The sequence below is a fragment of the Flavobacterium sp. genome, assembly GCF_027484705.1.
In the GTDB taxonomy this organism is placed as follows: Bacteria; Bacteroidota; Bacteroidia; order Flavobacteriales; family Flavobacteriaceae; genus Flavobacterium.
In genome coordinates, this window is record NZ_JAIXSL010000007.1 from 200,380 (window position 1) to 222,376 (window position 21,997).

At 41.8% G+C, this 21,997-nt stretch carries 18 protein-coding genes; 14 read left to right on the top strand and 4 right to left on the bottom strand.

The features are described from left to right. Nucleotides 1-155: 155 nt before the first annotated feature. The 3 genes from pyrH (at nt 156) to Q0058_RS02995 (ending at nt 4,115) form a co-directional block, all read left to right on the top strand. Complete coding sequence (gene pyrH, locus Q0058_RS02985; RefSeq protein WP_298221250.1) at nt 156-863, top strand: UMP kinase; 708 nt, start codon at nt 156-158, stop codon at nt 861-863. A gap of 92 nt (nt 864-955) precedes the next feature. Then, a complete protein-coding gene (frr, locus tag Q0058_RS02990; protein ID WP_298221251.1) occupies nt 956-1,519 on the top strand; it encodes a ribosome recycling factor in 564 nt (187 codons plus the stop codon). A 100-nt stretch (nt 1,520-1,619) separates the two neighbouring features. Beyond that, on the top strand, nt 1,620-4,115 hold the full coding sequence (locus Q0058_RS02995; protein WP_298221252.1) for a DUF5686 family protein: 2,496 nt from the start codon (nt 1,620-1,622) through the stop codon (nt 4,113-4,115). A gap of 4 nt (nt 4,116-4,119) precedes the next feature. Here the strand turns inward: Q0058_RS02995 and Q0058_RS03000 are convergent, their stop codons facing one another. Both Q0058_RS03000 and Q0058_RS03005 read right to left on the bottom strand, forming a co-directional pair. Further along, a complete protein-coding gene (locus tag Q0058_RS03000) occupies nt 4,120-4,449 on the bottom strand; it encodes a multidrug efflux SMR transporter (protein WP_298221253.1) in 330 nt (109 codons plus the stop codon). After that, nucleotides 4,449-6,722: a cation:proton antiporter gene (locus tag Q0058_RS03005; protein WP_298221254.1), complete on the bottom strand. Its 2,274-nt coding sequence runs from the start codon at nt 6,720-6,722 to the stop codon at nt 4,449-4,451. Before Q0058_RS03005 ends, Q0058_RS03000 begins: the two co-directional genes overlap by 1 nt. 185 nt (nt 6,723-6,907) lie before the next feature. Here Q0058_RS03005 and Q0058_RS03010 point away from each other — a divergent pair, with 185 nt between their 5' ends. The 4 genes from Q0058_RS03010 (at nt 6,908) to Q0058_RS03025 (ending at nt 13,348) form a co-directional block, all read left to right on the top strand. Further along, nucleotides 6,908-9,268, top strand: a complete 2,361-nt coding sequence (locus tag Q0058_RS03010) for an MMPL family transporter (protein WP_298221255.1) — start codon at nt 6,908-6,910, stop codon at nt 9,266-9,268. Nucleotides 9,269-9,410: 142 nt separating this feature from the next. Further along, complete coding sequence (gene asnS / locus Q0058_RS03015) at nt 9,411-10,844, top strand: asparagine--tRNA ligase (protein ID WP_298221256.1); 1,434 nt, start codon at nt 9,411-9,413, stop codon at nt 10,842-10,844. A gap of 413 nt (nt 10,845-11,257) precedes the next feature. Then, nucleotides 11,258-12,724, top strand: coding sequence for an RNA polymerase factor sigma-54 (gene rpoN, locus Q0058_RS03020; protein ID WP_298221257.1), 1,467 nt, complete (start codon nt 11,258-11,260; stop codon nt 12,722-12,724). 18 nt (nt 12,725-12,742) lie between these two features. Continuing rightward, a complete protein-coding gene (locus tag Q0058_RS03025; protein ID WP_298221258.1) occupies nt 12,743-13,348 on the top strand; it encodes a hypothetical protein in 606 nt (201 codons plus the stop codon). Here the strand turns inward: Q0058_RS03025 and Q0058_RS03030 are convergent. After that, nucleotides 13,343-14,041: a porin family protein gene (locus tag Q0058_RS03030; RefSeq protein ID WP_298221259.1), complete on the bottom strand. Its 699-nt coding sequence runs from the start codon at nt 14,039-14,041 to the stop codon at nt 13,343-13,345. The two genes, Q0058_RS03025 and Q0058_RS03030, sit on opposite strands and share 6 nt — an antisense overlap. Nucleotides 14,042-14,159: 118 nt before the next feature. Here Q0058_RS03030 and Q0058_RS03035 point away from each other — a divergent pair, with 118 nt between their 5' ends. The 4 genes from Q0058_RS03035 to Q0058_RS03050 all read left to right on the top strand — a co-directional run bounded on the left by Q0058_RS03035 (nt 14,160) and on the right by Q0058_RS03050 (nt 16,545). Beyond that, entirely contained in the window at nt 14,160-14,483 is a 324-nt protein-coding gene (locus Q0058_RS03035; protein ID WP_298221260.1) for a 2TM domain-containing protein, read from the top strand. Nucleotides 14,484-14,496: 13 nt separating this feature from the next. Continuing rightward, nucleotides 14,497-14,979 (top strand): dihydrofolate reductase, encoded by a 483-nt coding sequence (locus Q0058_RS03040; RefSeq protein WP_298221261.1) that lies wholly within the window; start codon nt 14,497-14,499, stop codon nt 14,977-14,979. 121 nt (nt 14,980-15,100) lie between these two features. Further along, nucleotides 15,101-15,832: a bifunctional demethylmenaquinone methyltransferase/2-methoxy-6-polyprenyl-1,4-benzoquinol methylase UbiE gene (gene ubiE, locus Q0058_RS03045; RefSeq protein WP_298221262.1), complete on the top strand. Its 732-nt coding sequence runs from the start codon at nt 15,101-15,103 to the stop codon at nt 15,830-15,832. 8 nt (nt 15,833-15,840) lie between these two features. Beyond that, complete coding sequence (locus tag Q0058_RS03050; RefSeq protein ID WP_298221263.1) at nt 15,841-16,545, top strand: porin family protein; 705 nt, start codon at nt 15,841-15,843, stop codon at nt 16,543-16,545. On the opposite strand, the gene Q0058_RS03055 is transcribed toward Q0058_RS03050, so the two are convergent. Further along, nucleotides 16,532-17,269, bottom strand: coding sequence for an RNA methyltransferase (locus Q0058_RS03055; RefSeq protein ID WP_298221264.1), 738 nt, complete (start codon nt 17,267-17,269; stop codon nt 16,532-16,534). The two genes, Q0058_RS03050 and Q0058_RS03055, sit on opposite strands and share 14 nt — an antisense overlap. A 93-nt stretch (nt 17,270-17,362) precedes the next feature. Between Q0058_RS03055 and Q0058_RS03060 the strand changes: the two genes are divergently transcribed. From Q0058_RS03060 to accD, 3 genes are all read left to right on the top strand, one after another. Next, entirely contained in the window at nt 17,363-19,855 is a 2,493-nt protein-coding gene (locus tag Q0058_RS03060) for a BamA/TamA family outer membrane protein (RefSeq protein WP_366869649.1), read from the top strand. A 47-nt stretch (nt 19,856-19,902) separates the two neighbouring features. Continuing rightward, complete coding sequence (gene fbaA, locus Q0058_RS03065) at nt 19,903-20,970, top strand: class II fructose-bisphosphate aldolase (RefSeq protein ID WP_298221266.1); 1,068 nt, start codon at nt 19,903-19,905, stop codon at nt 20,968-20,970. Between the two features lie 76 nt (nt 20,971-21,046). Continuing rightward, nucleotides 21,047-21,901, top strand: a complete 855-nt coding sequence (accD, locus tag Q0058_RS03070; RefSeq protein ID WP_298221267.1) for an acetyl-CoA carboxylase, carboxyltransferase subunit beta — start codon at nt 21,047-21,049, stop codon at nt 21,899-21,901. Nucleotides 21,902-21,997 lie beyond the last annotated feature (96 nt).

Here is a 21,997-nt window from a genome sequence, read left to right on the forward strand (position 1 = left end):
TGATAGTACAAAGTTACCTATAAAACGCTATCAAAAACTGATTTATGTCATCGAAAATGCGGTATAGATGCCGTAAACTTCTGATATATTTTTTACAAAGACTATTTCACGAAAAGAGAATATAACTATATTTGCACAACTCAATAAATAAAGTAATGAAGTACAAAAGAATTCTTCTAAAATTAAGCGGTGAAGCGTTGATGGGCGACCGACAATACGGAATCGACCCGGCGCGTTTGGCCGAATATGCCGACGAAATCAAACAAATCCATGACCAGGGCGTTCAGATTGCCATTGTGATCGGAGGCGGCAATATTTTTAGAGGAGTTGCCGGAGCCAGCAATGGTATGGACCGTGTTCAGGGCGATTATATGGGAATGCTCGCAACGGTCATCAACGGGATGGCTTTGCAAGGCGCGCTTGAAGACAAAGGCATGCTGACGCGTTTGCAAACCGCTTTGAAAATTGAGGCGATTGCCGAACCGTACATTAAGAGAAGAGCCGTGCGTCACTTAGAAAAAGGCCGTATCGTAATCTTTGGTGCCGGAACCGGAAATCCTTATTTCACTACCGATACCGCTGCCGTTTTACGTGGCGTGGAGATTCATGCCGACGTGATTCTGAAAGGAACCCGTGTCGATGGTGTTTACACTTCCGATCCGGAAAAAGACCCGACAGCCACCAAGTTCGATTACATTTCATTTGAAGACGTACTCAAGAAAGGCCTCAATGTCATGGACACGACAGCGTTCACCTTAAGCCAGGAAAACAAATTACCGATACTCGTTTTCGATATGAACCAAAAAGGGAATCTATTGAAAATCTGTAACGGGGAAAATATAGGAACCGTAGTTAATGTGTAATAGATTATAAGATCGCAAGATCACAAGACTATAAGTTCGTTCTGAGATAAAGTCTTAAAATCTTACAGTCTTACAGTCTCAAAATCCAAAATATGACCGAAGAAATTGAATTTATCATAGACAGCACCAAAGAATCCATGAGCGGTTCGATTGCGCATTTAGAAAAATCATTTCTAAACATCCGTGCCGGAAAAGCTTCGCCAGCCATGTTGGGCAGCGTGTTTGTAGATTATTACGGTTCACAGACACCGTTGGCGCAGGTTTCGAACATCAACGTTCCCGATGCCAGAACGATTACGATTCAGCCTTATGAAAAAAGTATGTTGCAGCCGATTGAGAAAGCCATTATGGTCGCCAATATCGGTTTCAATCCTATGAACAACGGCGACATCATCATCATCACCGTTCCACCGCTTACCGAAGAACGCCGTCGCGATTTGACTAAACAAGCCAAGACAGAAGCTGAAGATGCCAAAATAGGCGTTAGAAACGCAAGAAAAGATGCCAATACCGACATCAAAAAATTAGAAAAAGAAGGCACTTCAGAAGATATTTGCAAATCGGCGGAAGAAGAAGTGCAGAACCTCACGAACGCTTACATCAAAAAAATAGACGAACATCTCGCGATCAAAGAAGCCGAGATTATGAAAGTCTAACTTCACACTATACAAAAAAATCCGTCGCGTTAAAGAACAAGGCGGATTTTTTTATTTTGCCTACCTTTATCGACTCTGATTTGATTTCGAACCCGTAACCATGAAAAAATGCTATTGGCTATTGTTGTTGTTATCGCTTGCGGGTCAGGCGCAATTTCACGTCAATGGCATCATCAAAGACAGCTACACCAAAAAACCGCTTCCGTTTGTTTCGATAGTGCAAGACGGAAATTACAGTATTAGTGATGTCGACGGGAAATTTTCGATAGCTTCAAAAGAAAAAACATGCGTTTTAAAATTTTCATATACAGGTTACACTTCCGCTGAAATTTCGCTTGATGATGAGAAGAAATTCTTCAGCATCTTATTAAATCCGATAGCTTACGATTTGAATGAAGTGGTGGTTTCCAACAAAAATCCTGCACTCGAAGTTATTCGCAAAACCATTCGAAACAAAGCCCAAAACAATCCGCTTCAGAAACTAAAAACTTTCGAATTCAAGGCGTACAACAAATTGCTGATTACTGCAAACCCGGATTCCATCGATGGCAGAATCGATACGGTTTACATCAAAAAAGCCTTCGGTAAAAAGGAGCCCAAAATCGATTCTTCGGATTATAAATTCAAGAAAGTCATCACGAAGCAGCATTTGTTCCAGACCGAGAAAATCTCGCAATTCCAATTCAACGACAAAGGTTTTAAGGAAACGATTCTCGGCACCAAAATGTCGGGTTTCAAACATCCGATTTATGAAATCCTCGCGTTCAACCTGCAATCCTTTTCGATTTACGACAACCAATACGAATTGTTCGAAACGAAATACAACAGCCCAATCGCCGACCATACTTACCAGCAATACCGGTTTAAGATGCTCGACAGCATTTCGGTTCAGGGACGGAAAACCTACATGATTTATTTCAAAAACCGCAAGAAAAGCAAAGCTGCCGGACTTGAAGGTGTGCTCTACATCGACGCCGAAAATTTCGCCGTCAACAAAGCGATTATGCGCATCAAAGGCCTTTTGGACATCAGCGGCACGCACGAATTTGAATACCTGCCCGACGAAAAAATTTGGTTTCCTGTGCATAAGGTTTTCAAGATTGTCAAAGGCAAAAACAATTACGACATCCGGATTTTGGGCGAAACGCTTCCGTTTGATGCCGATGACGACAATACCGATGACACGCGAAAAAAAGTCGCTTCCGATTTTACTTATTTGATTTCAGAAAGCAGCCTGTTGGATATTCATCAGAACATTCCGGTCAAGATCAGGGATCCGTTTTTATTCATGGAAGTCAAGAAAGACGCCCCAAACCAAGACGAGGAATTCTGGAACCGTTACCGAAAAGACACTTTGGATTTGCGCAGCCAACGCACTTACATCGCGCTCGACAGCCTGGTCAGCAAACAGAAAATCGAAAAGCGTTTATTCGTCGGCAGAAAAGTGCTCAACGGCTATGTGCCTTTCGGTTATTTTGATTTCGATTTGCGCTACCTCATCAGTTATAACAATTACGAAGGGTTCCGTTTTGGCGTCGGTGGAAAAACAAGCGAGCAGTTCTCAAGGATTTTCCGTCTCGATGGCTATACCGCTTACGGAACCAAAGATGGGCATTATAAATACAATCTTGGCGCAGCCATTCGCATCGGAAACCATTCGAGCACTTGGCTGGGCGCTTCTTATACGGATGATATCCGTGAGATTGGTAGCACTTCGTTTGCCGTCGATAAAAGGGTTTTTAAGTTGTATAATCCTCGCCCAATCAACGTGAGTACGTTTTATTCGTATCAGAGTTGGCGCGCTTATTTCGAGACAAGATTCATCCCGAAAACGGAAAGTATCGGACAGTTGAGTTATGCGCAGATTGAGCCCAAATTCAATTATCAATACTTGCTGAACGGCAAAACTTACCAAGTATTCAATATGACGACGGCGCAATTTTCACTGCAATGGAATCCGTTCAGTGATTATATGCAAACCGAAGATGGGCGATTGGAAGTAGAAAAACGCTTCCCGAAATTTACGTTCCAGTTCACCCAAACGCTTCCGAAATGGCTGCAGAACGATTTCGTTTTCGGCAAAATCGATTTCCGTACGGAATACGAAAAAAAATACCTCAACGGACAAAAAACATCGGCCTTGCTTGAAGCTGGTTACGCGTTTGGCGACGTTCCCCTGACGCATTTATACAGCACTTCACCAAACAGTTTGACGGATGACAAAATTCTGCAGCGTATTACGATTGCCGGAAAAAATAGTTTTGAGACGATGTATTTCAATGAATTTTTCTCGAGTCAATATTTGACTTTGCAAGGCAAACACGCTTTCAGAAAAGTTAGAATTTCCAGAAAAGCAAAACCCGTTTTCGTGCTCGTCACGCGCATGGCTTGGGGCGATTTGCGCAAAAAAGAACAGCATATCGGTTTTGAATATAAGACTTTGGACAAAGGCTATTTCGAGTCCGGACTTGAAATCAATCAGATTTATAGCGGTTTCGGGATTGTAGGTTTCTACCGTTATGGCCCGAACCAGTTGCCGCGTTTTGAAGATAATATCGCGTTGAAATTGTCTTTCGTCTGGGATTTGGGATTTTAACCAATCAATGGTTGGAAACATATTTAAGCCCAATAATTGAGGCAATTAAAGTACTCAGAAAGAAAATCCTCCAAAACGTCGCGGGTTCCTTAAAAATAAAAATGCCCACGATGACGGTTCCTACCGCTCCGATTCCTGTCCAGACGGCGTAAGCGGTTCCGATAGGCAAAGTCTGTGAGGCTTTATACAACAACGCCATGCTGATGGAAAGGCTAATGAAAAAACCTAACAACCATAAGGTCGAGGTCGTGCCCGAAGTTTCTTTCGCTTTGCCGAGACAAGTCGCAAAACCGACTTCAAATAATCCGGCAATGACGAGCAACGCCCAGTTCATTAGGGTTTTAGGATTAAGACAGAAGGCACGTTACTGAGCCAGACACTTTGAGAATCGACTAATTTTTTCCAGCTTTCAAGGCTGATGATCATCAAATCCTGTTTGGCTAAAAATTCCTTTTTCATGATACGATCCTGCAAAACATTGATATTGTCAGGGTACTTTTCCTCAAGCGAATGCAGCGCGCTTTCCATGACGAAATTGTTCTTAACCATATTGTTGATGTCGAGTACTGAAATATTCGAATTGTTGTTGTAGATCAGTTTCTGGCAATAATCCATCAGGAAAGTGTCTTCGGAAAAGAACAGCGGCATGAATACATTTTTGACTTCCTGTAATTCCTTATCGATGAGCACCCCGAGCGGCATTTTGCTTTTGGAAATGATCTGGCGCGTTCTTTCGTCAAAAGGTGAATTCTCGAACAAGCCTTCTTTTCCGGTAAACTTATCAATCAGACGATCGGGATTGATAATCCTTGTCGTGAACCCGAGCACTTTTCCGAGTAGCGTCCCTTCAAATATTGACTTTCCTAAACCAACCAATAACAAATCATAATCACCTTGGTTCGCAATGTCTGCGATGTCGGTTTCGATATCGACTGTGGCTTTAAAAATGGTTGTGATTTCCTGCTGCAGCACTTTCGATTCTTCCAAAATCGGCATGAAACGTTTGCGTTCCTGCTCTTCGAGATTGTACGAGTGCATTTCATCACTCAACGACAAATGCATCGCGGTAACGCTTGAAGTTTCTTTCTGTTTCTTGACCAAGCTGTTAGCCAGTCGCAGCAAGGATCGGCCTTTTTCATTGTTCCCAAACGAAATCAGGATTTTATATTTACGGTCATTATCGCCGGTTTCCTCGGGAATGTATACATCTTTCGACTTGAATACGTAATTGATTAAATCCAGTGCCGGACCGGTCATAAAAGTCGTCACCAACGCCATAATCACCATCATCGTGAAAATTTCCGAAGTCAATACGCCCAAATCGAAACCGATGTTGAGCACGACGAGTTCCATGAGCCCGCGCGTGTTCATTAGTGCTCCGATTGTGAGGCTGTCTTTCCAGCTTTGACCAACAAATTTCGCGGCCAGAGCACTTCCGAAAAACTTTCCAGCCACTGCTACAAGAATGATAAATCCTGTAATTTTCCACAAATAAGGATCGTTAATCAATCCGATTTGCGTTCTCAATCCGGTGAATACAAAAAACAGAGGCAGCAATAAGATGACTGAAACATCTTCGACTTTATTGATGAAAATCGCCCGGAACTTTGCAATATCAGGCATAATTGCTCCGGTCATAAAAGCACCGAATAACGCATGGATGCCGATAATTTCAGTAACATAAGAAGATAAAATCAGCGTCAGGAAGAAAATCGCGACGACTGGTTTGTTGAGTTTGTTTTTAGTGCTGTATAAATCGCCGATGCGTTTCAAAAATGGTTTAACAACAAAAATCATCATCAAAACGTAGGCAAAAGCAAGCCCGATGATATACAACGAACTTACGAATGAACCCGCTTTGACAATCGCGATAACGGCCGCCAAAATACACCAAGCGGTAATATCATCTGTAGCTGCGCAAGTGATTACAATCGTTCCTATTCTGGTTTTGTGAATGCCACGTTCCTGCACAATACGCGCGAGTACCGGAAAGGCCGTAATGCTCATGGCGATGCCCATGAAAAGGCTGAACGACAAGAATTCTATTCCGGCCGGAGCAAAACGATGGTAAACAAAATAAGCAAGTCCGATACCTAAAGTAAACGGAATGATGATGCTCGCATGGCTGATGACCAAAGCTTCGTTGGCTTTATTTTTCAGTACTTTTAAATCGAGTTCCATCCCGATGACGAACATGAAAAGAATCAATCCGATTTGGCTCAAAAACTGCAAATTACCTAAAGAAGCTACCGGAAATAACGCTGCCGAAAATTCCGGAAAATACATCCCTAGCAACGAAGGCCCGAGTACGATTCCGGCAATGATTTCACCAATTACGGTAGGCTGCCCGATTTTGCGGAACATCCAGCCGAAGAAACGCGCAACGATAATAATCGTGATGATTTGGGCAAGCAATATCGCCAACGGATGCTGAACATTGTGCACCATCGAGGCTAAGAATTCTGACCATTGCGTTTTGTTAGAATTCACCGCAACGATGTTTCGTCCTGCTTCGAGGAATTTTCCCTGACACAAAATCAGGTAAATCAGTACCGAAAAACCGCCAGTCACAACAATGTAAAAAATGGTATTCTTAAAATTCTTCATAAGCAAATAAGTGCTGATTTTTGCTATTCATTGCGGGCAAAGATGCGAAACCAAATATATAAATTATAACGGCAAAAAAATAGTAACTCAAATTTAATATCCTTAAAAAAAACAAATAAATCTCCCGTAATGATGAAGTGGTTTTCTCTTGTTTTATTTACCTTTGTCGCTTCTTTGCATCGTTTATGAAAAACACCATAAAAGTCGGATTTTGGGAAAAATTGGCCCGAATCATACTTAAAAATAGAATCACCATACTAATCGCGATTGCAGCCATCACCATTTTTCTGGGTTTTCAGTGGCGCAATCTCAGCATGACGTATACCGAGGCGAACTTGCTTCCTAAAAAACATATCGTCAACCAGCAGTATCAGGATTTCTTGAATAAATTCGGCGAAGAAGGCAACCTCATCGTCATTGGCTTTAAAGACCCGACTTTTTTCACACCCAAAGCCTTTGCCGCCTGGAGTGAATTGATGACAAGTTTGAAAAATACGCCCGAAGTCGAACTTGTGGTTTCTCTAAGCGACCTCAAAAAACTCGAAAAAGACACGATTGATCAAAAATTTCAACTTATTCCGCTAATTGATCAGACGCAAACCAAAGACGCGGCTTACCTTCAAAAAATCAAACACGAACTTTTTAATAATTTGCCGTTTTACGAAGGCTTACTGTTCAATAAAGAATCGGGCAGCATCCGTTCGGCGATTTATCTCAAGAAAAGCATCGTCAATACCGAACGCAGGAAAACATTCATTCTCGAAAATCTGGTTCCGGCCGTAGAAAAATTCGAGAGAGCCACCAAAATCGATCTTCGAGTATCGGGCATGCCTTACATTCGAACGATTAATGCTGAGAACATGAAAGGCGAAATCGGCCTGTTTATAGGCGCTGCGCTGTTAGTGGTTTCGCTGATTTTCTTTTTGTTCTTCCGTTCTTGGCGCGCGACCTTCATTTCAATATTCATTTTAATTTTCGGCGTGATGTGGTCGTTCGGAACTTTGGGATTGTTCCATTATAAAATTACGATCCTGACCGCGATCATTCCGCCATTGATTATTGTCATCGGAATTACGAACTGCATTTTCCTGATCAACAAATACCAACAGGAAATCAAGCTGCACAACAACCAGGCTAAGGCTTTGCAACGTGTAATCTCTAAAATCGGAGTTTCTACTTTGATGACTAACATGACCACAGCGATGGGTTTTGCGACGTTTATGATTGCAGGAAATGATCTGCTTTTTGAATTCGGTTTGGTGACTTCGATTAACGTGATTACAGTGTATTTGCTGACGTTGCTCGTCGTGCCGATTGTATACAGTTTTATGCCGTTACCGAAAGAAAAGCACTTGTACCACTTGAGCAAAAATTACATTTCCGCGTTATTGGATTGGGTTGAAAGCATTGTCAAAACCAAACGCACACGCATTTATATCATCTACGGATTGCTTTTAATTTTTAGCGTCATCGGCGTTACCCAAATGAAAGTTTCGGGAAGTTTGATTGGCGAAATGCCCAAAAGCGCTTCGTTTTTCAAGGATATACTTTTTTATGAAAAAGAATTCAGCGGCGTGATGCCCCTCGAAATCATGATTGACACGCACCGCAAAAAAGGCGTGATGAAACTCTCCACGATGAAGAAAATGGACGAGCTTCAGGAAACCATTTCGAAAATCCCTGAATTGTCAAAACCGGTTTCTGTCGTCAATTTGGTGAAGTATTCTAAACAGGCTTTTTACAACGGAAATCCGGATTATTATGAATTGCCGACTTCTCAGGAACAGGCTTTTATTTTGTCATACGCTAAAAATGCTACGAAGAATACAAAGGATAATCTAATGAAAAGCTACGTCGATTCAACCGGACAATATGCCAGAATCACGACGTTTATGAAAGATATCGGCACCGAAGATATGGCGCGCGTTGAGAAACAACTCAAAACCAAAATCAAAGAAATTTTCCCGGAAGACCGATACAGCGTGACGCTCACCGGAAAAGCGCTCGTGTTCCAGAAAGGAACTTCCTACCTGATTGACAACCTCATCGAATCGTTGATTTTTGCGATTCTGATGATTGCCGGACTCATGGCTTATTTGTTCCGTTCGGTTAAAATGGTGATGGCTTCGGTGATTACGAATATTCTGCCTTTGTGCATCACTTCGGGATTGATGGGCTATTTCGGGATTCCGCTGAAACCGTCAACGATTTTGGTGTTCAGTATTGCGTTCGGGATTTCGGTCGATAACGCGATTCAGTTTATGGCCAAATACCGCCACGATTTGTTGATGAACAACGGAAAAGTCAAAAAATCGGTGATGAGTGCGTTGCGTGAAACCGGTATCAGTACTTTCTACACTTCAATCGTTTTGATTTTCGGCTTTGCTATTTTTACGCTGTCGAGTTTTGTGGGCACAATTGCTTTGGGCGGACTCATTTCGTGTACGCTGCTCTTTGCGATGTTCGCGAACCTGCTCGTATTGCCGGCTTTAGTATTGACGTTTGAAAAAAAGAAAGCCAATAAAGAAGATTACGAAGAAGAATAACCGCTTTTGAATTGGAAACTGCTGCCCTAGCCCTGATAGCAGCGATATCCTTTTTTGCCGGCGTTCGGCAGAAAAGATTTAGCGAATAGCAGGATGAGCTTCTGAAAATAAATAAAATTATATTTGCATAAAATTCGAGAACATGAAACATACGAAAGTAAAAGACTTACTGCAAAGCCACAGCACGATCACAGAAGTAAACGCCAAAGGTTGGGTAAGGACTTTTAGGAACAATCAGTTTATTGCTTTGAATGACGGTTCGACTTTGAATAACATCCAATGCGTGGTTGATTTTGAAAATACACCTGAAGAAACTTTAAAAAGAATCACCACCGGAGCCGCGATTTCAGTCATTGGCGCGCTTGTCGAAAGTCAGGGTGCGGGTCAGAAATATGAAATCCAGGTTTCTAAATTGGAAATTCTGGGCGATTCGGATGCCGAGAAATTCCCAATGCAGCCCAAGAAACACTCGCTGGAATTCTTGCGTGAGAATGCGCATTTGAGAGTTAGAACCAATGCTTTCGGTGCGATCATGCGCGTGCGTTCGGTTTTGGCTTTTGCGGTGCACCAGTATTTTCAGGAAAAAGGTTTTGTGTATGTGAATACGCCGGTGATTACGGGCGCGGATGCCGAAGGTGCGGGCGAAATGTTCCAAGTGACCGCCTTGCCTTTGGATAATTTGCCGAGAACCGAAGACGGCAGCATCAATTACAGAGAAGATTTCTTTGGAAAACATACGAACTTAACGGTTTCAGGCCAACTCGAAGGCGAGACTTTCGCGATGGCTTTAGGGCAGATTTATACGTTCGGGCCGACGTTCCGCGCTGAGAACTCAAACACTTCTCGTCACTTGGCGGAATTCTGGATGATTGAGCCTGAAGTAGCGTTCAATGATTTGGATGACAACATGGATTTGGCCGAAGACTTCATCAAATATGTGGTGAAATATGCCGTCGATAAATGCGGTGATGATTTGAAATTCCTAGAAGGAAGACAAGCCGACGAAGAAAAAGCGAAACCGCAAGCTGAAAGAAGTGAAATGACTTTGCTTGAGAAATTGAATTTCGTGATGCACAATGATTTCAAACGCGTTTCCTACACCGAAGCGATTAGCATTTTACGCGATTCGACTCCAAATAAAAAGAAAAAATTCAATTATATCATAGAGGAATGGGGCGCTGATTTGCAATCGGAGCACGAACGTTTCTTGGTCGAAAAGCATTTCAAATGCCCGGTGATTTTATACGATTATCCAGCGAACATCAAAGCGTTTTACATGCGTCTGAACGAAGACGGAAAAACCGTGCGCGCCATGGACATCCTGTTCCCCGGAATTGGGGAAATCGTCGGCGGTTCGCAAAGGGAAGAACGTTACGATGTTTTGGTGGAGAAAATGAAAGCACTCGGCATCGATGAAGAAGAACTTTGGTGGTATCTCGATACGCGCCGTTTCGGAACCGCAGTACATTCCGGTTTCGGTTTAGGTTTTGAGAGATTGGTGTTGTTTGTGACGGGTATGAGTAATATTCGTGATGTGATTCCGTTTCCGAGAACGCCTATGAATGCGGAATTTTAAATCTTTTTCTTTTGTCTTGATACAAAAGAAACAAAAAATCAAGGCTGGATAAAATTTGCTAAAAATGACAATCCGACGCTAAAAGAAATGAACTCGCTGCGCTCAGACAGCATTTCTTTTTTAACGCGTCGGATTGTCATTTTCTTAACGCAAATTTTATAAGGCCGAAAAACAGCCGTTGTTATATTAACCATAGTTTCTCAATAACGTATACATGGCATTTTATAAAATCGGCGTTAAGAAAATATTTTTAAAATCCGTTAAGAACGAAAAACTGTTTGAGCGCAGCGAGTTTTTTTCGTTTAGGATTTTGGAAATATTTTTAGCCGATTTTATGAAGCCTTGATTTTTTGCTTCTTTTGTATCAAGACAAAAGAAGATTCGTAAATTTGACCTCAATTAAAAATCATAAAATGCTTAAGCAATTTCTAAACCTCAAACTATCGCAAAAATTATCACCTCAGCAAATCCAGCTGATGAAGTTAATCCAGTTGCCGACACAGGCATTTGAGCAGCGTTTGAAAGAAGAAATGAATGAAAACCCAGCGCTCGAAGCCGGAAAAGAAGAAGACGAAAACTACGAAAAGGACGAGTTCGACAACGAGGAAGAATTTGATGACTTCGATGACAACGAAAGCATCGAGGCTGAAGACATCAACATTGATGAATACCTCAGCAACGACGAAACGCCCGAATATAAAACGCAAGTCAATAATTACAGTGATGACGATGATCGCCGCGAATCGCCTTTGGCTTCTCCGGTGAGTTTTCATCAGGATTTGATCAACCAGCTCAATACTTTTATGCTCAATGACGACGAGCGCGACATAGCGGAATTCCTCGTCGGTAGCATTGACGATATGGGTTACATCCGCAGAAGCATTCCCGATATTGTCGATGACATGGCTTTCACGCAAGGCATTTACACCGATGAGAAAACCGTAGAACGCATCCTGCACGTGATCCATGAATTGGAACCTTCAGGCGTTGGCGCACGTGACTTACAGGAATGTCTGTTGTTGCAGCTCAAGCACAAAACGCCTTCAGAATATGTGGAATTGGCGACCAAAATCATCGAAACCCAATTCGACGCGTTCACCAAAAAACATTATGAGAAGCTGCAGCAGAAATTCAATGTGTCGAATGAGCAGCTCAAAAAAGCCGTACACGAAATTGAAAAACTGAATCCGAAACCCGGCGGTTCCTTCACCGGAAATAATAAAATCACCGAAAACATTGTTCCCGATTTTGCGATCCGCATTGTAGAAGGCGAACTCGAATTGACCTTAAACGGAAGAAATGCCCCGACTTTGCACGTTTCCAAAGATTATCAGGAAATGCTTCAGACTTATAAGGTTTCCAAAGACAAATCGCATGCGCAGAAAGACGCCGTGCAATTCATCAAGCAAAAACTCGATGCGGCCAAATGGTTTATCGATGCGATCAGACAACGCCAGGAAACGCTTTTTGTGACGATGAACGCGATTATGCACTACCAACAGGAATTTTTCTTAGATGGCGATGAAACGAAACTGCGCCCGATGATTCTGAAAGACATAGCCGATATGGTCGGTCTTGATATTTCGACGATTTCGCGTGTGGCCAACAGCAAATTTGTAGAAACGCCATACGGCACTAAACTCATCAAGGAATTTTTCTCCGAAGCGATGAAGAACGACCAAGGCGAAGACGTATCGACTTTAGAGATCAAGAAAATCCTTAAAAATATCCTTGAAGAAGAAGACAAACACAAACCATTGCCCGACGACCAATTGGCGGAACTTCTCAAAGAAAAAGGCTATCCGATTGCGCGCCGAACCATTGCGAAATACCGCGAACAACTTGACATTCCCGTGGCAAGATTGCGCAAAAAAATGTAATTCCTTAATCGCATTAGATTGAAAAAAATCCTGCCGTTTTTCTCCTATCTTTTTCATCCGCTGTTCATTCCTTTGTTTGGAAGCCTGTTTTATTTTTACGGCCATGAAAACTATTTAGAATCTATCGCAAAATATTTGATGCTGATTCAGATTTTGCTCATAACGATTATGGTTCCGTTGACGATACTTTACTTTTTAAAAGTGATTGGAAAAGTCGATTCGATGATGGTTTCTGATAGGTCGCAACGCAAAGTCCCTATGGCGATACAGCTATTTCTGATGACAATGTTGCTTTTTAACAGTATCACGATAGCGAATGTTCCCGAATTATTTTACTTCTTTTTAGGCGGCATGGTCAGTACGTTTTTGGCGCTATTTTTTTTGTTTATCAATATGAAAATCAGCATCCACATGATTGGAATGAGTTCGCTTACGGCTTTTGTAATCGGAATCAGCCTGCACGATTATTCAAACTGGATTTTTCTGATTGCTGGATTATTATTGGCCAATGGCATCGTAGCTTCATCGCGTCTGCAAATGCAAGCCCATACCAACAAAGAACTCGTAATCGGATTTGTTGTGGGATTGGTTCCGCAGCTTGTCTTATGGAGACTTTGGTTATAGGATGTAGAACATCAGGCCGAAATGTAAGGCATTCAACCCCACTTTTTCGCCGTTATCCACTTTTGCTGAAGATTTGAATATCGGTATCAATCCGTAATAGGCATAAAGGTTCCAGCTGTTATGGCCCGCAGCGATATAAACGCCAGCCTGGATTTTATTGAAATCCTTGTTGTTTTTGATGCGCACTTCATACAAATCATCGATATATACCGACTTGTTGAACAACAAATAACTGAACTGAAATCCGGTATAAACCCGCCAGAACTTATGACTTTCAGGTCCGGAAGTGCGCCACCTGAATTCGATGGGAAAATCTAACGAAACCTGTTCAAATTTATTTTTAGAATAACTACCGCCAAGTACGGTCGTGCCGTAAACCACATTGCCGTCAGATTCCGTAATAAAGAGGTTTTGGAAATATTTGGAATACGAGAGTCCGATGCCGGGTGCGATGGCTTTGTTGCGTTGTTTGTTGATGGGAAAATCCCTCAAAAAACCCATCTTGAAACCCGAAGAAAATTTCTTTTGAGAAACACCCGTTGGCGCATTGACCAAAGTGTTGTAGGTAAAGGTGAAATAAAACTGGTCTTCACGATACAGCGAATCGATAGCAATCATGGGCGCCGGCAGTTTTGTTTCCTGTGAGAAACCGTGTAAAGAGATCAAAAACAACCCAATAAGAAAATAACGCATCGTTCTAATTTTGTGGCTTAAAGGTAAAAAAACTGTGACAAAGTTTGAATATTAAAACGTAAATTTGTGAAGCTATAAGGAACTTCTTAATCCGGCAGCAGCCCAAATTGAATTCATCATGGATAAAGAGCAACAGGAATTATACGAAAATGCCCGCAAGCGATTGCGTCAGAAAAAGAATGTTTATTTTCATTTTGTACTCTTGGTCATCGGCAGCCTGTTTATGTTCATCGCGAATATTTATCTGGAATTTGGCGCTCCGAATCACTGGTATATTTGGGCCGTTACGGTTTGGGTTTTTCTGTTCGTGTTGCATTTCATCAAAGTTTTTATCACCGACCGTTTTATGAATAAAGACTGGGAACGCGAACAAATCCAGCGTTTGGTTGAAAAACAACAACAAAAAATCGACGGTTTAAAATCGAAAATCTCCAACGAATAAAATCCCGAATCGAATGATTATTATGATTGCGGCGGTTGCCGAAAACTTAGCCTTGGGAAAAAACAACGAACTTGTCTGGCATTTGCCCGATGATTTTAAACGCTTCAAGCTGCTCACGACGAACCATTACATTATTATGGGCCGAAAGACTTTTGAGAGTTTTCCCAGACCGTTGCCCAACAGAACCCATATCATCATCACGCGTCAAAAAGACTATTCCGCTGAAGGTTGTTTTGTAGTGGATAATCTTGCTGAAGCTTTGGCGATGGTTCCTGATAATGAAAATGCCTACGTAATCGGAGGCGGCGAAATATACGCTTTGGCGTTGCCTTTTACCGATGTCATCGAACTCACCAGAGTGCATGCCGATTTTAAAGCCGACACTTTCTTTCCTCAGATTGATGCTTCCGACTGGCAGCTCGTAGCGGAAGAATACCATCCGAAAGACGACAAACATCTTTTCGATTTTACTTATGAAACCTACCGACGCGTTTAAACCCGCCTTAACATTAATGCCTTCCTAATTTTCAGATTGTTTACTTTATAGTATATTTGTCGAAAATAAAAGCTATCGATTTCAAATGTATAGTTTTAAACTATTTTTGGAATTCCAACTTATGGCAAAGAACATCACTCCATACAAATCTTCTACACTCAGCAAAAAAGAGCAGGTCGCTCAAATGTTTGATAACATTTCCGGAAATTATGACGGACTGAACCGCGTGATTTCATTCGGAATTGATGTCAAATGGCGTAAAAAAGTACTGCAACTCGTCGCGTCCAAAAAACCCAAAACCATTCTTGATATTGCCACCGGAACCGGAGATTTAGCGATATTGATGACCGCCACGACCGCTGAAAAAATTATAGGATTGGATATTTCAGCCGGAATGCTCGAAGTCGGAAAACAAAAAATTGCCGCCAAAAATCTCTCGTCAAAAATCGAAATGATGCTCGCCGATTCAGAAGCGATGCCTTTTGAAGACAATACGTTCGATGCCATTACGGTAGCTTTCGGTATCCGCAATTTCGAACATTTAGACAAAGGCTTAACTGAAATTTGTCGCGTGCTCAAACCCAACGGTATTTTTGTGATTCTTGAAACTTCGAATCCTACGAAAACGCCTTACAAGCAAGGTTATGTTTTTTACACGAAATACATTCTTCCACTCATCGGGAAATTATTCTCAAAAGATAACGTAGCTTATGGTTATTTATCGGAATCTGCTTCGGTGTTTCCTTTTGGCGAAGCGCTGAACAATATTTTGAGGAAAAATGGGTTTATAGATGTCGAAGCGAAACCGCAGACTTTTGGCGTTGCGACCATTTACACGGCTTCCAAAAATTAGTATCCGATATGAAACAGTTCATAGCTTTCCTCCTATTATTCTCTGTGCTTGCCGGCCATGCGCAAAAAGGGAGAAAAATATTTGGTAAAGATCCTTTGATTAACCTGGAAAACTTTGATAAACAACGCGTTTATTGGGGTTATTTCCTAGGATTCAATTCCTATGATTACAAATTTGATTACAAGAAAAACAGCCCCGATATTTATGTAGACCGAACAACCGGATTTAATGTTGGTCTTGTTGGTGATTTGCGGCTCATGGACTACATCAACCTGCGTTTCGAGCCCGGATTATACTACACACAGCGCAATCTGACTTATACCACACTTACGAAGTCAATCGACAGAGACCGTGAAGTGCCGGCTACTTATATTCATTTCCCTTTTTTATTGAAATTTTCTTCGCAGCGTACCGGAAATATCAGACCTTATCTTGTGGGCGGAATTTCTTTCAGCAAAAATCTGGGTAGCAACGAAACCTCCAACAGCGACAATACGGAACAAAAATTTCGTGTGAAGGAATGGACTAAGAATTACGAAATAGGATTTGGTATCGATTTGTATCTGGAATATTTCAAGTTTTCTCCGTCAATCCGCGGCGTCTTTGGCCTTGAGGACGAACTCATTCGCGATGCCGATCCGAACAGCCCTTGGACCGGAAATGTCAATTCTATGAAAACCAGAGCAATTTTAATCAACTTTACTTTTCACTAAACCCGCGGCGGAATTCACTCAGCACAATCGCAGCTGCGGAAGCAACATTAAGACTTTCGGTTTGTTTGAACTTCCCAAAACGCGGAATCGTAATCCTATTTTTCGTTAATTTTTCTATATCCGCAGAAATGCCGTTGGCTTCATTGCCTAAAACTACAATCGCGGCTTCGGGTAATTTTTCTTTGTAAATATTGTCGCCATCCATAAAAGTACCGTACACCGGCAAAGTTGTTTTGGACAGCAATTCATGCAAATCAACATAATGCACCTGAACTCTGGCAATAGAGCCCATCGTAGCCTGAATGACTTTAGGATTGTAAATGTCAACCGTTTCTTTGGAGCAAACCAACTGTTCGACGCCGTACCAATCGCACATGCGCAGGATCGTTCCCAAATTTCCGGGATCGCGGACGTCATCGAGCGCTACGATCAATCCTTTTTCGACCATCGGTTTGGGTTCCGGAATCATGAAGATGGCGAGGCAATTATTAGCCGTCGACAAAGCGCTTATTTTTTGAAGTTCGTTTGTGGAAATCAGCGTTTTCTGGTGGGACGCAACTGACTCAAAAAGGGATTCGGTAACGTAGAGATGCTGAAGCTCAAAATCCGATTGCAACAGTTCCTGAATGACTTTCACGCCTTCAGCAATAAACATTTTATGCTGCGAGCGGTATTTTTTTTGTTGCAAACTCGTGATAACCTTGATTTGGTTTTTGCTAACCATAGAAAAAATGTACTTTTGGATTAAATTATTCCACAACTCTTGAGAAACGCTTCTACAAAAATATCATTATTTATTCTAATAGGAATCATTCTCGTGGCTTGTAATACTCTCAAAAGGGTTCCTAAGAGCAAAAGGCTGCTGACCAAAAACGAAATCGTGGTCAACGACAAAAAGGTCAACACCGAAAACATCACGACTTTAGTGTATCAGAAACCCAACACTTCCATCGGCGGCATTCATTTGCGTTTGTATTTATACAATTGGGCGAAACTTAACCACGATTCGATCTACAAATCAAAATTCATTAAGGATCCTGAGAAATACAAACACCAATCGAAGTGGCTTTCTGCAAAACAGGTCAATCGTCTGGGGAATTCGTTCTGGTATTCTGGCATTCATGAATTCCTCAGAACTACGGGCGAACCGCCAGTGATTGTAGATTTTAAAAGCACCGAAAAATCGAGGCTTCGATTGAAAAGTCATTATTTCAACGAAGGTTACTTCAACGTGAAAACTTCGTACGAGATTGATTCTTCGCGCATCCAAAAAGCCAAAATCAAATACGCTGTCATTACTGGGAAACCTTATATTCTGGACACCATCAAAACCACGATTCAGTCGCCGGCTTTGGATTCGTTGTATAAAGTACAGCAAGCCAATTCGTTTCTCAAATCCGGAAAACAATACCAGATTGCCGATTTCGACAATGAGAAAAACCGCATCACGACGCATTTCAGGAATAACGGTGCGTATTTTTTCCAACCGACTTATGTCAATTATGCGATTGATACGCTCAACGGGAATTACAAAACCAACGTCAATCTCAAGATCGACAATTATTCGTACAGTATTGGCGATTCGACCAAAACCGAACCTTTCAAATTGTATAAGATCAGCGAAGTCAATATTTACACGGATTACAACTCGAAAGACACTTCAGCGATTGAAGAGAAAAAAACGACTTTTTCCAATTTCAACCTGTTCAGCAAAGGCAAACTCAAATACAAACCCAAAGCGATTACCGACGCGGTGTTCATCAATAAAGGCAGTTATTTTTCTGATTTGAGAACCAATTTGAGTACTCGGTATCTGACGAATTTAAAGGTTTTTAATTATCCGACGATTCGCTACAAGCTTGACCCGAACGACACTTTAAAACAATCCATTGTGGCCGATATTTACCTGACGCAAAAAGAAAAATTCAGTTTTGGTTACGGGATTGACTTTACGCATTCGAACATTCAGGATTTCGGAATTTCGGGAAGTTTGTCTTTTGGAATCCGTAACATTTTCAACGGAGCGGAAACTTTCGAAATTGCGACGCGTGGCAACATCGGTTCCTCAAAAGATTTGGCGAATCCGGACGACCGGTTCTTCAACGTTTCGGATTATGGCGTCGATATGAAACTGAATTTCCCGAGAATCTTCATGTTTTTCAATACCGATAAGATCATCCCGAAAAGCATGATTCCTTCGACGGCACTGACTTTAGGTTTCTCGAAGCAAAAAAATATTGGTCTTGACAAGGAGAATTTTACGGGTGCGATGACCTATAACTGGAACCTGAACCGGCAGACTTCGTTTAGGTTTGATTTGTTCAATATTCAATACGTGAAGAACATCAATCCTGATAATTATTTCAATGTTTATCAGTCTTCGTTCGTGGCTTTGAACAATCTCGCGGTGAAGTATAATGCGGATCCGACTTATTTTCAGGACGGAGAATTGATTATTCCCGCGGGCGTCAACGCTTTTTTGAACGATATCAATTCGAATACCATCGCGGCGACTGCGGAAGACGCCAAAACCATCAGCAGTATTGTCGAACGTGCGGCGAGACTTACGGAAAACAACTTGATTTTTGCCACCAATTTTTCAGTGTCCAAATCGACTAAGAAAGATCTTTATGATGAAAACTTTCATGTCTTTCGCTCGAAATTGGAATCTGCCGGAAATTTTCTTTCGTTGCTGGCGAATATATCCAAACAAACCGGAACGCAAGGCGTGAACAAAACCATTTTTGAGGTCGCGTATTCGCAATACATCAAAGGAGAACTTGAATATATCAAACACTGGGATTTCAATCGCGGAAAAGTATTGGCTTTTCGCAGTTTTGTCGGGCTTGCCGTGCCTTACGGAAATTCGGTCAGCGTGCCTTTCTCGCGAAGTTATTTTGCCGGTGGATCGAACGATAACAGGGCGTGGCAGTCGTATTCGCTAGGTCCGGGAAGAAGTTCTGCGGTCAATGACTTTAATGAAGCGAACTTTAAGATTGCGACGAGTGCGGAATTTCGATTCAATTTCTTTGGAAAATTGAACGGTGCGCTGTTCGTCGATACCGGAAATATCTGGAACGCCTTTGACAACATCGAAGATGAAAAATCTGTTTTCAGTGGCATAAAATCCCTTGGCGATACCGCGGTTGGTTCGGGTTTCGGACTGCGGTATGACTTCAGTTTTTTTGTGTTCCGGTTTGATTTCGGATTCAAAACTTACAACCCTTCGGATACCTCGAATAAAAAATGGTTCCGCGATTACAATTTCCCCAACTCGGTGCTAAATATTGGAATAAATTATCCGTTCTAAATTTATAAATTATTATTTTTGTACACTTAAATTTTAAACACACCATCATGGCTCATAATATCAAACCAGGCGTTGCAACAGGAGATCAGGTACAGGAAATTTTCCGTTATGCCAAAGAAAAAGCATTCGCCCTACCGGCAGTTAATGTTACAGGATCAAGCACCATCAATGGCGTTTTAGAAACTGCTGCAAAACTCAAAGCGCCGGTCATCATCCAGTTTTCTAACGGAGGCGCCGCATTCAATGCAGGAAAAGGATTGCCGAATACCAATGAAAAAGCCGCGATTGCCGGTGGTATCGCCGGAGCGAAACACATCCACACTTTGGCGGAAGCTTATGGTGCGACAGTGATCCTTCATACAGACCATTGCGCTAAAAAATTATTGCCTTGGTTAGACGGTTTGTTGGACGCTAGTGAAAAACACTTTGCAGAAACAGGAAAACCACTGTTCAGTTCGCACATGATTGATTTGTCGGAAGAACCGTTGCACGAAAACATCGAAATCTGTAAAGAATATTTAGCACGCATGAGCAAAATGGGCATGACGTTAGAAATCGAATTGGGAATTACTGGTGGTGAAGAAGATGGCGTGGACAATTCTGACGTGGACAGTTCAAAACTATACACCCAACCTGACGAAGTAGCTTACGCTTACGAGGAATTATTGAAAGTCAGCCCGCGTTTTACGATTGCAGCCGCTTTCGGAAATGTGCATGGCGTTTACAAACCAGGCAACGTGAAATTGACTCCAAAAATTTTGAAAAATTCTCAGGATTACGTGCAGAACAAATTCAACACAGGACACAATCCGGTGGATTTTGTATTCCATGGCGGATCAGGCTCTTCGCTTGAAGAAATCCGTGAAGCAATTGGTTATGGCGTGATCAAAATGAATATTGATACCGATTTGCAATTCGCATTCACTGAAGGCATCCGTGATTATATGGTTAACAATATCGACTATCTAAGAACCCAAATCGGAAGCCCCGACGGACCAGAATCTCCGAACAAAAAACATTACGATCCAAGAAAATGGGTACGCGAAGGCGAATTGACTTTCAACAAAAGGTTAGAACAGGCTTTCGCTGATTTGAATAACGTGAACACATTATAAATTTTAAATTTTGAATTTTGAATTTTGAGTGCCCGGCATTCATCATTCAAAATTTATCATTCATAATAACGAAACTATGGCTTGGTTTAAAAGAACAGAAAAAGGAATTACGACCGCGACCGAAGACAAAAAAGATGTTCCTAAAGGGTTGTGGTATAAATCGCCAACCGGCAAAATTATCGATGCTGATGAACTGGAACGCAATCTTTGGGTCAGTCCTGAAGATGATTTCCACGTGCGTATCGGCAGCGCGGAATATTTCCAAATCTTATTCGACAACAACGAATTCAAGGAACTCGATGCTAAGATGACTTCTAAAGATCCTTTGCATTTTGAAGACACCAAAAAATACTCTGACCGTCTCAAAGACGTGATGGAGAAAACCAAACTGAAAGATGCCGTCCGCACCGGAGTGGGAAAATCAAAAGGAAAAGACGTCGTGATCTGCTGTATGGATTTCGCTTTTATCGGCGGATCGATGGGCGCCGTTGTAGGTGAAAAAATCGCCCGAGGTATTGATTATTCGATCAAACACAGAATGCCGTTCGTGATGATTTCAAAATCAGGCGGTGCGCGTATGATGGAAGCTGCGTATTCGTTGATGCAATTGGCGAAAACCTCAGCAAAACTGGCGCAATTGGCCGAAGCTAAAATCCCTTACATTTCATTGTGTACAGATCCGACTACCGGAGGAACTACCGCTTCTTATGCAATGTTAGGCGATGTGAATATCTCAGAACCCGGAGCATTGATTGGATTTGCCGGACCAAGGGTTGTAAAAGACACCACGGGAAAAGATTTACCGGAAGGATTCCAAACTGCGGAATTTGTGCTTGATCACGGTTTCCTTGATTTTATTGTACCGAGAAAAGAGTTGAAAGACAAGATTAATTTATTTATTGATTTGATTGAGAATAACGAGATTAGATAGTTTTTTCAGCTAAGGCTTAAACAAACATTAAAAAGAAATCCGACAATTTATAGTTGTCGGATTTTTTATATTAAAGACTTTGCGTGTTTGCGTCAA

Coding starts and splice junctions, on each gene's coding strand:
- frr (WP_298221251.1), top strand. CDS start 956: ATGACCGAAGAAATTGAATTTATCATAGACAGCACCAAAGAATCCATG.
- asnS (WP_298221256.1), top strand. CDS start 9,411: ATGAAACATACGAAAGTAAAAGACTTACTGCAAAGCCACAGCACGATC.
- pyrH (WP_298221250.1), top strand. CDS start 156: ATGAAGTACAAAAGAATTCTTCTAAAATTAAGCGGTGAAGCGTTGATG.
- Q0058_RS02995 (WP_298221252.1), top strand. CDS start 1,620: ATGAAAAAATGCTATTGGCTATTGTTGTTGTTATCGCTTGCGGGTCAG.
- Q0058_RS03010 (WP_298221255.1), top strand. CDS start 6,908: ATGAAAAACACCATAAAAGTCGGATTTTGGGAAAAATTGGCCCGAATC.
- Q0058_RS03030 (WP_298221259.1), bottom strand. CDS start 14,041: ATGCGTTATTTTCTTATTGGGTTGTTTTTGATCTCTTTACACGGTTTC.
- fbaA (WP_298221266.1), top strand. CDS start 19,903: ATGGCTCATAATATCAAACCAGGCGTTGCAACAGGAGATCAGGTACAG.
- Q0058_RS03005 (WP_298221254.1), bottom strand. CDS start 6,722: ATGAAGAATTTTAAGAATACCATTTTTTACATTGTTGTGACTGGCGGT.
- Q0058_RS03000 (WP_298221253.1), bottom strand. CDS start 4,449: ATGAACTGGGCGTTGCTCGTCATTGCCGGATTATTTGAAGTCGGTTTT.
- Q0058_RS03035 (WP_298221260.1), top strand. CDS start 14,160: ATGGATAAAGAGCAACAGGAATTATACGAAAATGCCCGCAAGCGATTG.
- Q0058_RS03040 (WP_298221261.1), top strand. CDS start 14,497: ATGATTATTATGATTGCGGCGGTTGCCGAAAACTTAGCCTTGGGAAAA.
- Q0058_RS03050 (WP_298221263.1), top strand. CDS start 15,841: ATGAAACAGTTCATAGCTTTCCTCCTATTATTCTCTGTGCTTGCCGGC.
- ubiE (WP_298221262.1), top strand. CDS start 15,101: ATGGCAAAGAACATCACTCCATACAAATCTTCTACACTCAGCAAAAAA.
- Q0058_RS03055 (WP_298221264.1), bottom strand. CDS start 17,269: ATGGTTAGCAAAAACCAAATCAAGGTTATCACGAGTTTGCAACAAAAA.
- accD (WP_298221267.1), top strand. CDS start 21,047: ATGGCTTGGTTTAAAAGAACAGAAAAAGGAATTACGACCGCGACCGAA.
- rpoN (WP_298221257.1), top strand. CDS start 11,258: ATGCTTAAGCAATTTCTAAACCTCAAACTATCGCAAAAATTATCACCT.